The sequence below is a fragment of the Paenibacillus sp. FSL H7-0716 genome, assembly GCF_038002705.1.
In the GTDB taxonomy this organism is placed as follows: Bacteria; Bacillota; Bacilli; order Paenibacillales; family Paenibacillaceae; genus Paenibacillus_AQ; species Paenibacillus_AQ odorifer.
Genome location: NZ_JBBODA010000004.1, coordinates 162,336 through 178,186, shown reverse-complemented (window position 1 = coordinate 178,186; position 15,851 = coordinate 162,336). Strand labels below are relative to the sequence as shown.

The following is a 15,851-nucleotide window of genomic DNA, read 5'->3' as shown; positions in this document are numbered from 1 at the left end:
CCGCTTATAGTGAGCGTTGTCATTTCTTTTGTCACATGACAAAATGGATATTTTTACATAAAAACTTCCTCATTTAAAAACTGGCGAACCATGGTTATAGAGACCACAATCCGCCTGTTTTCTTGGGAATTTAATTATTATCAATAAAAGAAATGATTTGCACGAGATTACCTGCGACTTGGTAAGTTAACCCCAGCATGTAAGTTCCTTTCTCCTCGTTTGATAGGTCAATAGTGAACACATCCGGATTAGCAGCCCATTCCTTCATATCAAACACAATTTCTTTAGATGTTCTAGTGTTTCTTACCCCAGCGGAATTAGGGATCACTTTGCTGCCATCGAGCCCTCTCACCAGATTAGCTACTTCAACCACAGGTCCCTTAAATTCTCCTACCTCTACCACTTGTGGGTCGGCCAATAAGCTCGTTAGTTTAGTTAACCCTTGTAATGGGGAGAAATCTGTAATTTCATTTCCAGTAATATCAAGTGTCTCTAAGTTCTTTGCGTACTGCAAACCTTCCAAGGATCTGGCTCTTCTGGTTTCGCTGGTTAACGTTGTAAGGTTATACATATCCCCTAGCGTTAGTTCTCCAGTTACGCCCAATGTAGTCTTGATCGAAGCACTTAAATACGGGTCCGCCACAGTAATCTCTTTCGTAAGATCTATTTGGACCAAACCTTCGGTTGCTTGTTGCAACGCTGCTACAGCTTCGTCTACTTCACTTTGCGTAACAGAAGAGTTAGCCAACACTGTCTCTGCTGTCGAGAGGTTGGACGTAAATGCCGCGATGCTCTCAGGTGTGAAGCCTTCTAGAGAAATTGCTTTAGCCGCTGCAATCGCCTGTTCCAGATCTCCAGTGAATAAGTGATCTCCATTCGCGAAATGTAGTTTGGCTCCACCCCATGTAGCATGGTCAGATCCGTTGCCATTTCCCCCGTCTGTGACAACTAATTTCAGTTCTTTTGCTCCATTAATATCCAATTCAATGAATTTCTGCGGATCTCTTGAACTCATGACTCCACTATCGAATTTCTTCTCTCCATCGACAAACACCTCAAAGCTCACCGAACCAACAGAACCGTACATTTGTCTATCTACTCCTACATAGGAAGTGAAGTAATCCGCGTTTTTGTCGCTTAGATCGTATACAATCGTCGAGTTAGAGTGCGCTCCAATTCCTCTTTCATAGGACACTGCCTGATTGTTCTCATCTGTTAATCTCAGCGTATTCGCACTAATAGATTTATCCTTCAAAGGTGCAGTATAGCTGTTCTGAGTAGAGTTCCAGTCGTAATCCGTCAGATACGTAAAGTCCGTCATGTCTACTACGGCTATAGTTCTAATCTTCGTGGTCGTATTTCCATCACTATCTGTTACTGTGTAAGTGATTGGATACTTTCCAGCCCGGTTGAATTTAACTTGCTCTTGACCTGTGACCTTCACTTGAGCCGTCAAGTCACCGTCTTCCGAATCCATTGCCGAATAGCTTTCACTGATATCAATCACTTGGCCCACTTTGGTTGAGACAGATTTAGGTATGGTAAGCTCTGGTGTATTGTTCAAGATCATAAACTTCGCATCAGCAAAATCACCGTGATCTGAAGCATTTCCGTTACCTGCATTATCTAACACCAGCTTCAATTCACTTACCCCCTTAACAGGTATCCGCGCAAGCTTGGCTTCTGCACCAAATTTCATCAGTCCGCTGTTATAAACCTCTGCCCCATCGGCAAAGATTTTGAAAATCACACTGGAGTTGCTTTGCTCAGGGATATTTCTATCAACCCCTACATATGTTTCAAAATATTCATAGTTTGTACCCGCCAGATTATACACGATTTCAGAGCTGGCATGGGTTCCTAAGCCCTTAGCGAACTCTTTGACCTCGCCATTTACCAGCAGCTTAATCGGATTGTTAGAGCTAGCCTTATCTTTTCGAACCACATTATAATCCGTTTTTGCCGATTGCCAATCTACATCACTCAGGTATTTACTAGCGCTGTATACAACAATCTTTCTGGCCTGCACAGCGGAGTTTCCATCTGAGTCTGTAACTGAAAACTCGACGTTGTAAGTCCCTGTTTTGCTTGATGTGAATCCATTGGATTGTACTTCAACGGCTCCAATTAAATTACCATCTTCCGTATCAAAAGCTGTTACATCGCTCAACACATCAAATTCGCTGTTCAGCTTAACGAAGGTTGTCTCTTCCGGCACTGTAATGATAGGTTTGCTTGAATTATTTGAGAACTTCGCATCGGCCCATACCGTATGGTCTGAAGCATTGCCATCCTTAGCATCTGTTGTAACCAGCTTCACCTCTCTTGCGCCAGTCACAGGGATTTTCACAAATTGATGTTCTGTTCCTGCCCGGAAAACATCACTCTCAAATTTCTGTTCTCCATCCACATACACTGCAAAAGTAGCCGAGGAAGGTTTCCCTTTCATGGCTTGATCGATCCCAATGTAGCTTTCAAAGAAGTCGTAACCCTTACCTTCAATATCGTAAACTACCTCAGAGTTGGCATGAACACCAATCCCTTTCGCGTACGTCGCAGCCAATCCTTGGCGAACAAGGGTTATGATTCCCCCGGAAACGGCTTTATTTTTCTTTAGTTCACCCCAGCCTACAACGACTGACTTGGCATTGAGATCGGAAATATAGGCGTAGTCGCTCGTTACCGTAACCTGTGTGGTTTTCGTTTCCGTAACCCCTTCGCTTTTCACTTCATATACAATTTCGTAGTTGCCTTTTTGCGTTACATCAACGTTATTGGCTTTCAGAGAGACATCTGCAGTAATATCGTTTCCTAGATAGTTAGCCGCTTTTATATAGCTCATCGGATCAAAGGTTTGATTAAGCTTTAAAGTGAGCTGATCTTCAACAGACAAGGCTGGCTTAAAGGCTTTAACCTGTACGGGCTTCAGTGGGTTCAGCTTTTTATCATAACCGACGATCTTGTACGTATAGTTGATACTCGCATCTACATTCTGATCCACAAATTGGTCAGTTCCTGTAAAACCAACTAACACATCATTTCTATACACTTCATATCCTAATAAGTCTTGCTTAAGCTCTTTATCTATACTGAAACTTAACGTGTTCGTTCTAGCCGTGGTGTTAGGTGTGATATTAACCTTAATAGCCAGATTTTTATCCGCTATTCCAGTTCCCTCATAATTAATCACCGAGTTATTTAAATACCATAACTTTTGCGGTGCCGGATACTTGGCTACTTTCGCTTTTGTCTCAGGATTCACAGTGAAGCCATGTCTGGCAAAATAGCTGCTTAAATCTAATCCCAGTACTTCGGAGGAGAACTCCACCAAATACTGCTGCTTGGAATTGTCACCGTTGGTAAGGGTGACCTTCCGCTCCCGATATAGCTTGGTCAGCTCTGTCCAGTATCCCGGATGTGCCAGCTCCAGCTGCCAATAGGCTCCGAGTTGTGCAAATAAGCCCTGCTGATTCATAACCACTTTGTTTTCTTCGAGGACATATTTATAGATATCTGATTCATACGGTATACGATTATCTATCGAATTCGCCGCGACAGACATAAACATAGACACCATATTATTAGTTACTTCGCCATATTCCCGTTCACCCATAGCCAAGCGATGCCCGATTTCGTGATTCAGTCCCCAGCCCGGATAAGCTTTGTTAAAATCACCTAACATGGTACCTACTGTTCCAAGTTGGATACCTGTATGATCTCCCGCTGCATACATCGCACCATAAGGCTGCATTAATCGAATATTCTCACGAATTAGCTTGGCATCATGAATCTCACTACTACCATCCAAGCCATAGAAGGCAAAAATGCTCTTCATCCAGGTGTCATACCCAGTTACGGTGTCCAGCGGGTTATTTCCTTGCGTAATATATTTGTTGTACGCCTCCGTCGCCGTTCCTGTGAAAATAACATGATCGCTGGCCATTTCTACCACATCTATGAGTTTACGATCTTGAACATTTGGATGCGCCGCTTTATCTTCGTCTAGTCTTTGTTTGTATGTGATTAAGAAGGTTTTGAATTGTTCTGGATCCGTGGTCTTGGTCATAAAAGGAATCTTCTCTAAACCTTCGAAGCGGAGCAGTGGGGCTTTCCCTTGTTCCTCTGCTGTATATGGATTGACGATATACACTGTACCGCCCTTAGTCACTTCATGTGCATAATAACTATTCGTAGCAAATTCAGGAACGGTTATAATGTTCTTACCTGGACGCAATTGCACACCTCTAGCCCAAACATTCCAAGCGGCCTCTTGTTGAGAAAAGACTAAAGAAGGTAGCTTATCGTTAGAAGCTGCGTCCACATAAACGTTGATCGTATCTCCAGGCATTGCAACGAGACCTGTAGGCTGGTTGTTCGTACCAAAACCAATTCTCAGGTTTTCCTGCGCATGCTTTTTCATATCTCCACGTTGTTCCGCCTCAATGATGGTACCTTCGATTTGAACCTCGCCATTAACCAGCTTCTTAGCTAGTTCCAATGAATCTTTAAGGATTGGATAGAGCGGATGTACTTTTGCCGCTTCCTCCAATTCATTGATTTTTGCAACGTTATTATAAGCAGACACAACCGCACTCATCGTTCCATCTGTGAAAATACCATTTACAGCTTCGCTTACTTTATCTTCTGTATAAAATCTAAATTCAGCCGCAAAAGGTCTGTTAATATTAGCTTTTGTGAACTTAAATTTTAATCTTTTAAACTTCGTCGGTTCGAATTTAAATTCCAGAAAATCATTGGTACTAATCGCGGTTCCGCTAGATACCAGTTGGAAGGTCTCTCCTTTACTCGTCTCTGATGCATAGATTTCAAAAGCCTCTGGGAATCCTTTGCGATTATCTCTAGCTAAAAAAGCTACTCTGTCCAGCACTTCCGCTTGCGCTAGTTCAAACACAACTTCATTCGTGAAGCTTGCATCATTGTTTTTGTTCGTTTCCCAATGCGTAGTGGGCTGGTCATCCAGCATATATTCAGGCTTCGTACCTGGGTAGCTTCCACCGTTCACCGTTACTTTTGATACGTTTGCATTTGGCATTCTATACGCTTGGCTATAGGCATTTTCATAGGCTGTACCATACCCTTTTAGCTTCGAAACCTTGGCTGCCGTTGCCTCTACCTGATGGTTCTCCAAAAGGATCTTTGCATTCTCTATCTCTTCTTTAAACTGCGTATACAGTGGATGTGCCTGCACTTCATTCTCTAAAGCTGTTAATTTCTCTGTCGTATTAAAGGCAGCACTAACTTGGCTCAGGGTATCATCTGTAAATAAATTTTTCATTTTAGCAGAGAGACTATCCTCTTTATAAAAAGAAAACTCAGCCGCACTCGCCCAATCTTGGTTCGCTTTTTTGAAGACAAATTTAAGTCTCTTAAAAACCGTAGGTGCGAACTGAATCTCCACTACATCACCGGTTGAGCCTGTATATTCTCCAGAAGACACGAGCGTAAAATCACCCGCATCGGTAGTGGAGCCATAGATATCAAATTCTTGAGCAAAACCTTTACCTTTAGCACCGGATTGCCTAGCCGCGTATACCATTCTATTTAATTCAGTGGACTCATTGAAAACAAACACAACCTCATTCGTAAACGTTGAACTATTCGGTTTGCCAGTCTCCCAATGCGTGCTCATATCCCCATCCATAGCCTTAGCTATAGGCGAGCCTGAGTAGTTGCCACCGTTATTTGTGATGGATTTAATATTTGCTGGATTCATTCTAAAAACCTCATTATAGGCATTTAGAGCATCCTTGCCGTACAGCTCAAACGGAATAACCGAAGCGTTGCTTAATAAGTTGACCTTACTTTGTGCCACTGTTGTTGTTACATTTACCTTGCTTACCTCACTTGCTAAAGCATAACCTGCCTCACTTGAAAAACTGGCCAACATGGCTGCCGATGTAGCGATCGCAATCATTTTCTTCATCACTTCTTACCCCCAGATGTCATATGAATCTCTCCAGTGCCCAAAAATGGGCACAAAAAAAACTACCCCAAAAGAGTAGCTTGATTGCGTATAAAGTCGCCTAAAAATTAAGACTTAATTTTTATTAAACCTTAACAAGCATAAACACCTGTGGCGTCCTTATAAGGACGGTAAGCGTTTAAGCGAGAAATATAAGATATTAAGTATAGGTGTATAACGTATACTTTCTTATATTTTAACAAAAAGCGTTACACACTCTTTGGCAGCTGGCTGACAATAGTTATGATAACCTTAGTCCCTTTAGCTTTGCGTCCCTACATTTCCATAGGTTTGCCTATGAAGTTTCGAATACATTCAAAGAGTAACATAAGCCTAGATCTGATCGCATGATTAATTGGTATGAAATGAGTATAGGTAATTGCAATTAGTTTTTCTTAGGTGATAGATATTATTTATTGACTATCCCGGAAGAGAAGGGCATCCTTTAGGACTGTAGGTCTACTTAACTCCCCGATCCAAACAAGCGCCGGAACCAATTCCATACATCGCCCGTGACGGGAATTAATCCGAAACCATGTTCGCCAACTGCGATTACACCATATGCCCATTGTCCGATAGCTATGGCACCCCCAGCGATCCTGCCTATCGCTATCGCACCAAACGCCGTATCCCCTATGGCGATGGCCCCCAACGCTTTTTCCGCGATTGCGATCGCTCCTACAGCCACCCCTGCTATCGCAATGGCTCCCACTGCGAAGCCAAGCCAGCTAAGTGCTATCGCTCCAAGGGCTAACCACATTCCTAGTGATATTGCTCCTAAGGATAGTACGCCCACGCTTATCGCACCTATGGAAATCAAGCCTACAGCTACATCTCCAATAGCGATTAATCCAACGGCTGTCTTCACACGGGGTTTACCTCCACGACCATACGCTTGACCTGAGTATCGCCCTAGATTACTGCGAATACTGATGACCGGAAAGGAGGGAGAAGGCCATTGATAATCAATCTCTCGTCCATCAAAGCCCCTAGAATCTGCCCAGCGCGTTACAAATTGATGCCATTTCATATCCATCCCGTCCCCCTTTTCAATTACCTAAATTGTACATCCCATTGAATTATCTGTAATCGGACTCTGACCTGAAATTCATCTCATCCTCTGGACGGATATATACTCATTAGGATTACTGTTTGGGAATAGGATCAGGCTTTCCAAATAAATATCCCTGAAACAACTGATAACCACTCTGCTTAAGCCATTCAAAGTCCTCTCTAAACTCCACCCCTTCTGCTAAAGGAACGGATTGGATTTCTAAAGCTTTTTCTAAAAATTGTTTAGCTATTTTCTGTTTGTTCAGATCGCTGGACACACCCTGAACATATTTCATATCCAGCTTCATGTAATGGGGTTTAAGCTCCAATAACATCTCGATCGTGCTGAAGCCCTCACCAACATCATCTAAAGCGTATTCAAATCCCCGATCCTTGTAATATGTCAAAATAGCTTTCAAATGAGCGAGATCATCCACTTTCTCCGTCTCAACAACTTCAAAGACAAAAAGAGAGGGATCGACGCCTAATTGATTGGCCAGTTCAACGGTTGATCTTAAGCAGAACTCTGGAGCGTAGATCGACGTTGGGATAAAATTAATAAACGTTTTTTTATTTAAGGGTGCAGCATATTTTACAGCGGTCATTCTACATAACCTGTCTAAAGCATATAAACGCCCACGATTCCGTGCCGCCGCAAAGATCTCATTAGGATAGATAAGGGATCCGTCTTCTTTTTTAAATCTGGATAGGATCTCGTATGCAAAAATCTCTTCCCTTACGTTCACAATCGGTTGGAAGTAACAAGTAACAAGACCCTTAGTGATAACCTCATCAATCCACTCCATATCAAGTACAGTGGGTAATTCGGATAGAGGTCTCCATGTTTGGTCATCTATACGGAATTCAACCTGCTCCGATTCCATATGGTCATTACAGAAATCTAGGAAATCCCGCACCCCAGCCTCCTTAATTGTAATCACATTTCCTTCCACCTTATGTATCGTATAACTTCTACTCAAATGATGAATAACCTCAGGTAAAACCCTAAGATTAAGCTCACCATGAGCCTTGATTTGAAAATTCAGCTCTCTTACTACACAATGATTACAAGCCACATTCATAACCCCTTTAATAATCGATTCTCTGAAAAAGATCCCGGAACTGTTCATCTCAATCGAAATCCGTATACTCCAGTAAATATACCGGGTCTAACACGGTGATCTGCTGATGTTGAATCTCAATAATCTTTTGCTCTTGCAGATCTTTAAGCACAAGGGTAGCCGTCTCCCGCAAAGTTCCGATCATATCCGCGATCTGCTGATGGGTCAATCGAAGATCAATCCGCTGTTTGCCTTGCTCCTCTACTCCAAATCTTTGATATAGTCTTTTCAGCGTAAATATCGTACGCGCTCTCGCATCATGAAATTTCATTTCATGTAATAACCGATTCGATAAAAATAAACGGTCCATTTGCAGCAGCATCAATTGCTCCTTAATCAACGGGTAATCGGCAAGCATCTGCTTAAAAGGCCCATGTTTAATCTCAAATAATACAGTTTCATTCATAGCCACCGCAGACAGCACTCTTATATTGGAGGGATGGATCACTTCCAGATCGCCAAAGAAATCGCCTTTTCCAAAAAGATCTACGGTATGCTCTTTCCCTTTCGTAGTAGCGTACACCCTTATAATCCCCGAATAGATAATGTAGGCATGATCCCCCGGATCTGATTCTCCAAACACCAGGGTCCCCTTAGAATATGCCTTATAAGTGAATAATCCTGAGACCGCCTCGATCTTCTCCGAGGGTAAACCCTGAAAAAAGCGAATGCCAGTCCAAAAAGAAGCTTCCATCTCATTATTCCTTTCTAACACATTCCATAGTTTTGTATGCCAACATACTGATAATAAATCATCACCCTGTTATATTCTATCGTAACGTTGTTACATAGGCTTGATGCCATTACGAATTACAAAGGAGATCCATTCATGAAATATAATTTTGACGGAAAAGGACTTATTGAAACGCCAGATGTCGTGTTTGAGAGCAATCCGCTACTAGAACTGAGCATGTACAACAATCATATTAAAGAGATTCCCGATCAGCTCTTCCTTCATGACGAATTAGAGGTACTTAATTATGCGGGCAATGAAATCGAACAGTTATCCGAGAACATCGGTCGCTTAGTTCACCTAAGAATGCTGGATTTAGGCCATAATCGGCTGAAGGTGTTGCCGGAGAGCATTGGCGGATTGCAGGGGTTGGATTCTTTTCTATACCTAAGCAATAATCAGTTCGAACAGTTGCCGGAGCAGCTCTGTATTCTCCAGAAGCTCAAGTATCTGAACGTAACAGATAATCATCTCAAGCAATTGCCTGCCTGTATAGGCGAAATGAGCAGTCTGATTGAATTGCGAGTTTATTATAATCAGCTGGAAAGTCTTCCTGATTCGATTACACTAATTAAAGGGCTAAGAGAGATTCATCTTTATGGTAATCAACTGGTCGTCTTGCCAGAGCATTTGGGCGCAATAGAAGCACTGCGGATACTCGATGTAAGTGATAATCGAATCACTGAGCTGCCTTCATCTATCGGTAATTTAAGCAAGTTAAGAAGACTGAACCTTAGAAAAAATAAACTGAATAAACTCCCTGAGGAAATAGGTCAATTAAACAGCCTCGTTGAGCTTGATTTAAGAGATAATCATCTGCAAGAAATTCCGAATTCCCTTTTACAGCTTGAACGATTAGAGAAACTGGATCTCAGATGGAATCACAGCTTGAAGGGAACAGACATTTTAGAGCAATTAGAGCAAAGAGGATGTATCGTTTATAAATAACAAAAAAAAGCCTCCAATTAAAGAAGCTTTTCACTCAAATCCATAATATGCGTAACGCGGTTTCTCCCCTGTTCTTTAGAAAAATAAAGCGCTTGATCAGCTTTTTCCAGAAAAGTGATATCTGTATCGGTTGCTTCAAAAGTAGCTATGCCAATGCTTACCGTAATGCTGCCAATCTCCCAAGTGGAGTTGGCTATGAATTGCCGCAAATTGTCCGCTATTGCCGTGGCATCCGATGAATCTGTATTAGGCATCAGAAGGATAAACTCCTCACCACCATACCTAGCTACGATATCTTCTTTACGAGATTGGGACTTCAGGATACTCGCCAATTTCTCCAGGACATAATCACCCATCTGATGACCGTAGGTATCATTCACATTTTTAAAGTGATCAATATCTAGAATACATAATGAAAAAGGCGCCTGATCACGGTGATGCGCTGCAATCTGCTCTTCCAGCTTTTCTTGCAGGAACCTTCTATTCTTTAATCCAGTAAGCTTGTCTGTAGTAGATAGCTCTACTAAAACGGCATTCATCTCCAGCAATTCAGCTTGCTTTTGCTCGATTTCCAGATGGATTTGTTTGAGCTTTGCCAGTGCCTGATCTTTTTCCCAATAGGCCTCTTCTATTTGTTTCTTTGCGGATCGTAACTCTAGCTCATAATCAATACGTTTGCCCATCTGCACGAGAATACAATCAAAGACCTCTATGCCTTTACACTCAAAGCGTCTGCCATTTAATAAGTAAGGGACGGCTTGTCCCTTACTGTCCTTCAAATTGATAAATAGCTCTTCTACATGTCCATTCAGATTGATAAAAGGATAGAAGTATGAATGAAAAATAAGCTTGTTGGCCGTAGACATGATAGATTCAAAATGTTTATTTACCAAATCAACCTGCTGATATCCCATCCTATCCAAAAAGGTTTGATTCACATCGAGGATCATTCCTTCATGGGTAATGGAAACATATCCGCATGGCGCATATTTTAAACGGTCATCCATTGTCTAAATATCCTTTCAACACCATAATCTTCTCCATCTCACCCAAGGTACTCATTAATCAAAGTAATGGTCTCCTGGGGATGGCTAATATGTGGATAATGGCCCTTGGCCTCCATTAACCGGAACGTACTGTTATTTAAGTGTCTATGTAAATATTCTCCTACTTCTATAGGAACGATACTATCATCCGAGCATTGCAATATGAGTGAAGGCACTGTCGCTTTAGGCAGATCTTTTCTATGATCCGAAAAAAATGTAACTTCCGCAAATTCTCTAGCGATAATAGGGTCGGCCGAAATAAAGCTTCGTTCCAGCTGTTTAGTCAACATTGGGTCAGGGTTATTCATCGCAAGTGGAGCCATAAAGCTGGCCCAGCCCGCGAAATTCATCTCCATCATATCCAGAAGCTCAGTAATATCACTTTTTTCAAAGCCCCCGAAATAGGCATCTCCCTCATTTAAATAACGTGGGGAAGGTCCGATCATTATCATTTTATCAAAATATTCCGGCCGCTCAATCGAAGCAAGCAAACCGATCATAGAGCTAATAGAATGGCCTATAAAAATAATATCCTTGAGTTCAAATGTTTCGATGACATCTAGTACATCCTGTACATAACCATGGAGAGTATGATATTTATCCGATGTATATGCGCTTAAATCTGAATGGCCTGAGCCTACATAATCAAATAGAACGATTCGATACTTTTTCTCAAATGATGGCGTGATAAACTGCCACATGCTTTGATCACACCCAAATCCATGCGCAAAAAGGATAGTTTTTTCTCCTGCTCCAATGACTTTTACATGATTCCGCACCATAACATCGTTCATTTCATATAACTCCTCTATAGTTAGCATTCTCTCTATTTTGCAGGGTTCCCCTGGAAATATCAAGCGTATAAAAAACTCCGCTAGATTAATCTCTAGCGGAGTTTTATGTAGCCTCCCGTTTGGGTCATCATTTGGCATAATGGTAGCGTGCCGGGGCACACCTTCGTTTAATCCGATAACATTTTGCCTAAAAAGTTGGTTATCGGACCCAGCAGACCTTAAATGCGCCATTATTCCACATTTGGATTACTAACGGACTCCACTGCAGCTATTGGCGCGAAAACACCAAATATGGGCCGTTTTATATGAAATAGCGTCTCTGAAGTCCGAATACCTTCTCAAAAGGCTGAAATTTTGCAAATAACGTCATCTGGGTCCTTAAAACTCCGGGGATAAACTGTTGAGGCAGAGGTAGACAACCAACATTTAGAATGCAGAAGTCCAACCGGCATCAGCAGCGATGATAGCGCCGTTTACAAAACTGGAATCATCCGAAGCCAGGAATAACGCAACTTGTGCGATTTCTTCAGGTGTACCTACACGAGGGATCACAGCCTGTGTTAATTGTGTACGGCTCACGCCGAATTCATTTATATTTTTCATTGAAGCACTGATGTTAGTAGCAGTAGCTCCTGGTGCGATAGCATTACAACGAATCCCTTTGTTGGCATACATAAAAGCTGTATTTTTCGTCAAGCCTACTACAGCATGTTTAGAGGCAGTATAAGTTGCTCCCGCATGGGCACCACTTACGCCACCTGTAGAAGCGGTATTAACGATAACCCCTTTCCCTTTTTCCAGAAAAATAGGCAGTGCTTTACGAGTGGACCGCATTACACTTTTGGTATTGATATCAAAGATAAGATCCCATTTCTCGTCGCTAATGTCGCCAACTGGCTCAAACCCATCCATAATACCGGCGTTATTCACAAGAATATCTAGTGTTCCGTATTCTTTTACTGCGGTATCAATCATGCTATCGATATCTTCAACTAGGGCAACATTTACTTTCAATGCCTTAGCTACTCCACCATTACTGTTGATCCCTGCGGCTACTTGTTCTGCACCTTCGAGATTAAGATCGGCTACAATCACTTTCGCCCCTTCTTTAGCGTACAACTCTGCGATAGATTTCCCCATACCCGATGCCGCCCCGGTAACCACTGCAACTCTGTCTTGAAGTTTCATGTTGGAAGTCTCCTTTACGTTTATCTATAATGTAAATATCAATATATAAAATCTCTTCAACACTTAAAATTTATACCACTCAAGTTTAATCCTCTAAAATTTAAGTATCAATATACAAATGAGACACCAAATGTTCATAAATATATATAACGCAGGATTCTGTTCAAATAGGATTAGAAAATAGACAGTTAGGTGGTCTTCTGTTGCTTAAAAATAATCGGAGAACTAGCAAATCGCGTAAAGAGCTTAAAAACGCATTGATATTACTCATGGAAAAAAAGAATTTCCGCACCATTACGATAACTGATATCGTTACCCTTGCCGACTTAAACCGAGGAACCTTCTATAAACATTATCAAACCAAAGAAGAACTTCTAAATGAGCTAATTGATGATGTGTTGGAGGATTTAATTAAAGCTTATAAAGAACCCTATCTTCATACCGATAAATTTATAGTTAGTGAGCTGACCACCTCGAGCATCAAGATTTTTGAGCATGTGGTCTCTTACTCTAATTTTTATACCATCATTATAAATTCCAATGTTCTGCCAGGGTTCCAAAATAGGATTTGCGACCTCTTAAAGGAGCTCACCAAGCGGGACTTAGTCGCAGTTAATAACACTAATACGAATGTAAATATCGAATTGTTTTCCAGTTATACCGCCTATGCTCTATTTGGATTAATCATAGAGTGGGTAAAAGGCGGATTTAAATATACAGCTAACCATATGGCAGAGCAGCTGATTGAAATTCTGTCTTTTAATTCACACAATGTGATCATCAACACTTCCAATCAACCGATTAAACAGAATTCCATCCCTGTTAACGATAACTAATACATCTCAAACTAAAAAAGCCACTCCAAAATAATGCTGGAGTGGCTTTTGATATGCAATTTATAACCTAAGGTCTTCTGTTCCCACCACCACCGCCACCTGGACCTTGATTAGTGTTTGCGGTTGTTACTCCGGATTCATTGAGCCAAGTTACGCTGCTTGTAATTTCGAACGCTACTACTTTTGTTCCTCCTGTGTATTCACCATCCGTATACAGTCCGTTCGCTTCACTACCAGTCGAGGTACCTCCCGAGTAGAGGGTGTAAGAACCGCCGTCCTTCAGATCCGGTGAACTAATCACCACCGTTTGATAGCTCTTCGAAGGAGCAAAGGTCAGGATCGTGTTGCCTTCGCTGTCCTCTAGATGAACCAATGTTCCAGCCTCCTGGGTCTGAGGGAAGGTCATGCTGACTGCATGTTGGCTAGAGGTGTCAGACGGTGCTTGTGCCATGCCCGAACTTCCCGCAGCCACCAAAGTTCCTCCACTCTGTTCAAAGCTACCGTCGAAATCAAGTGCACCGTTACCGCTATTGGTAGGTCCATTAACAATAACCGTGCCACCCGACATTGTGATGGAGCCGTTCGAATCCAGCCCGTCACCTGAAGCATCGACCGTTAGTGTTCCTCCACTAATCGTTAGCATATTGCTAGCAGAATCGCTGAATTGATCCTGCTCCTGAGGGCCGCCGCCTACAGTCGCCTCATCGTTACCTCCTGCTACATTCACTCCATCATCAGAAGCAACCACATGAGCTTCGCCACCGGAAATCTCGATGTTTGCTCCTTCAATCCCTTCGTAGCTCTTCGTAATATCAATTTTGCCACCGGATATCGCCACCAAGGCATCCGCATGGATTCCATCGTCGCCAGTTTTGATGTTGAATTCTCCATCAGCTATAGCAATGTTACTGTTGCTGTGCACTGCATCATCAGCAGAATCGATGGTAAAGGTTCCGTTGTTTACGCTAATATCTCCTCCAGCCTTCAAGCCTTTAGTACTTGGTGTTTCCGATTCTGTAGTTGTTGCCGTTGTTGTCATTGTTGATGCTTCCGTTGTTGGTATCTCTGGTTTTGTTTCTGGCATTGTCTCAGGTTTGGTTTCAGGTATTGAGGTTCCTGTTGTTCCTGGTGCTTGATCCCCTGTTCCCTGACCTCGGCCACCTCTCATGCCCATACCTTGCCCTTGATCACCTGTTTTCACTTCACCCTTCTCGTTGCCCCCACCCGTAACTAAGGTGTATGTTCCGCCATCTATGACAAGTGAAGTCTCAGCTTGAATTCCATCATTACCAGCCGTAATATCAAATGTTCCTGCTGAAATTGCTATGAAGCCTTTGTCCGTTTCAGTATCGTTGGTTGATTTCATACCATCGCCTTCTGCCGTTATGCTGACATTTCCGTCTTGTACAGCGACAAGATCTTTACCTACAATCCCGTCATCGGCAGCCTTAATTTCAATAGTGCCACCCATAATTTTCAGATCGTCCTTGCTCGTAATTCCGTCATTATAGTTAGCGGAAACAGACAGCTTCCCGGTACCATTAATCGTTAAATCCGCTTTACTGAAGATAGCCGCACTCGGTTCATCTGTAGTTTCATCGGCATACACATAAGTTGCTCCATCAGATACGGAGTTCTCCGTCCCGTCTTCCAAGGTAATGATCACTTTACCCGCTTCTTTAATATCAATTGCAGCACTATCGCTGTTCGTGATGTTCACACCGTTCAGTACCAAGTGCACAGTACCTTCATCCTGATTATTAACTACAATCTGTCCATCACTCAGCTTACCAGACAGCACATAAGTTCCTGCTGCAGTAATTGTCACTGATCCATCCTTAGACTCAGCCCCGGTGCCGTCAACAAGCGCACTTGTTCCAGCCAAAGCAATTTCGGTCGATTGGTCAGCTGTCCAAGTTGTATTAGAATCCTCTTCATCGAACGTCACCAGATCGGACAATTTGACGCTTGCCAGTTGTACTCCCGTGGCAGCCCCGTTCTGAGTTATCGTTGTTCCCGAGGCTGCTGCTGTACCCGCCGCATCAGACTGTGTTGTTGTGGAATTGGTGCTGCAAGCCGACATAAGTAATGCACACAATAGCAAGATTCCTACTTTACTTCCGGTTATATATTTATCCATTTTTCATCC

At 42.4% G+C, this 15,851-nt stretch carries 10 protein-coding genes and 1 riboswitch; of the genes, 2 read left to right on the top strand and 8 right to left on the bottom strand.

What is annotated here, in order from left to right; all coding sequences use genetic code 11:
* Nucleotides 1-130 precede the first annotated feature (130 nt).
* The 4 genes from MHH60_RS07350 to MHH60_RS07335 form a co-directional block, all read right to left on the bottom strand.
* Entirely contained in the window at nucleotides 131-5,944 is a 5,814-nt protein-coding gene (locus MHH60_RS07350) for an NPCBM/NEW2 domain-containing protein (protein ID WP_076132779.1), read from the bottom strand.
* A gap of 258 nt (nucleotides 5,945-6,202) precedes the next feature.
* Nucleotides 6,203-6,289: riboswitch (cyclic di-GMP riboswitch) on the bottom strand.
* A 157-nt stretch (nucleotides 6,290-6,446) separates the two neighbouring features.
* A complete protein-coding gene (locus MHH60_RS07345) occupies nucleotides 6,447-7,013 on the bottom strand; it encodes a hypothetical protein (protein ID WP_076132953.1) in 567 nt (188 codons plus the stop codon).
* Between the two features lie 115 nt (nucleotides 7,014-7,128).
* On the bottom strand, nucleotides 7,129-7,977 hold the full coding sequence (locus MHH60_RS07340; RefSeq protein ID WP_306081646.1) for an EAL domain-containing protein: 849 nt from the start codon (nucleotides 7,975-7,977) through the stop codon (nucleotides 7,129-7,131).
* A 190-nt stretch (nucleotides 7,978-8,167) separates the two neighbouring features.
* Complete coding sequence (locus MHH60_RS07335) at nucleotides 8,168-8,851, bottom strand: Crp/Fnr family transcriptional regulator (RefSeq protein ID WP_076132781.1); 684 nt, start codon at nucleotides 8,849-8,851, stop codon at nucleotides 8,168-8,170.
* A gap of 135 nt (nucleotides 8,852-8,986) precedes the next feature.
* Between MHH60_RS07335 and MHH60_RS07330 the strand changes: the two genes are divergently transcribed.
* Nucleotides 8,987-9,838, top strand: a complete 852-nt coding sequence (locus MHH60_RS07330; RefSeq protein ID WP_076132783.1) for a leucine-rich repeat domain-containing protein — start codon at nucleotides 8,987-8,989, stop codon at nucleotides 9,836-9,838.
* Nucleotides 9,839-9,855: 17 nt separating this feature from the next.
* On the opposite strand, the gene MHH60_RS07325 is transcribed toward MHH60_RS07330, so the two are convergent.
* From MHH60_RS07325 to MHH60_RS07315, 3 genes are all read right to left on the bottom strand, one after another.
* Entirely contained in the window at nucleotides 9,856-10,845 is a 990-nt protein-coding gene (locus MHH60_RS07325) for a sensor domain-containing diguanylate cyclase (protein ID WP_076132785.1), read from the bottom strand.
* Nucleotides 10,846-10,883: 38 nt separating this feature from the next.
* Nucleotides 10,884-11,678 (bottom strand): alpha/beta fold hydrolase, encoded by a 795-nt coding sequence (locus MHH60_RS07320; protein WP_076132786.1) that lies wholly within the window; start codon nucleotides 11,676-11,678, stop codon nucleotides 10,884-10,886.
* Between the two features lie 426 nt (nucleotides 11,679-12,104).
* Entirely contained in the window at nucleotides 12,105-12,866 is a 762-nt protein-coding gene (locus MHH60_RS07315) for an SDR family oxidoreductase (RefSeq protein ID WP_076132788.1), read from the bottom strand.
* Nucleotides 12,867-13,069: 203 nt separating this feature from the next.
* Between MHH60_RS07315 and MHH60_RS07310 the strand changes: the two genes are divergently transcribed.
* The gene (locus MHH60_RS07310; RefSeq protein ID WP_256715032.1) at nucleotides 13,070-13,702 is read left to right on the top strand and encodes a TetR/AcrR family transcriptional regulator; all 633 of its coding nucleotides are present in this window, start codon (nucleotides 13,070-13,072) and stop codon (nucleotides 13,700-13,702) included.
* Between the two features lie 67 nt (nucleotides 13,703-13,769).
* Here MHH60_RS07310 and MHH60_RS07305 read toward each other — a convergent pair whose 3' ends face one another.
* Nucleotides 13,770-15,842, bottom strand: a complete 2,073-nt coding sequence (locus MHH60_RS07305; RefSeq protein ID WP_076132790.1) for a carbohydrate-binding domain-containing protein — start codon at nucleotides 15,840-15,842, stop codon at nucleotides 13,770-13,772.
* Between the last annotated feature and the right edge of the window lie 9 nt (nucleotides 15,843-15,851).

Coding starts and splice junctions, on each gene's coding strand:
- MHH60_RS07350 (WP_076132779.1), bottom strand. CDS start 5,944: ATGAAGAAAATGATTGCGATCGCTACATCGGCAGCCATGTTGGCCAGT.
- MHH60_RS07345 (WP_076132953.1), bottom strand. CDS start 7,013: ATGAAATGGCATCAATTTGTAACGCGCTGGGCAGATTCTAGGGGCTTT.
- MHH60_RS07335 (WP_076132781.1), bottom strand. CDS start 8,851: ATGGAAGCTTCTTTTTGGACTGGCATTCGCTTTTTTCAGGGTTTACCC.
- MHH60_RS07330 (WP_076132783.1), top strand. CDS start 8,987: ATGAAATATAATTTTGACGGAAAAGGACTTATTGAAACGCCAGATGTC.
- MHH60_RS07325 (WP_076132785.1), bottom strand. CDS start 10,845: ATGGATGACCGTTTAAAATATGCGCCATGCGGATATGTTTCCATTACC.
- MHH60_RS07320 (WP_076132786.1), bottom strand. CDS start 11,678: ATGAACGATGTTATGGTGCGGAATCATGTAAAAGTCATTGGAGCAGGA.
- MHH60_RS07315 (WP_076132788.1), bottom strand. CDS start 12,866: ATGAAACTTCAAGACAGAGTTGCAGTGGTTACCGGGGCGGCATCGGGT.
- MHH60_RS07305 (WP_076132790.1), bottom strand. CDS start 15,842: ATGGATAAATATATAACCGGAAGTAAAGTAGGAATCTTGCTATTGTGT.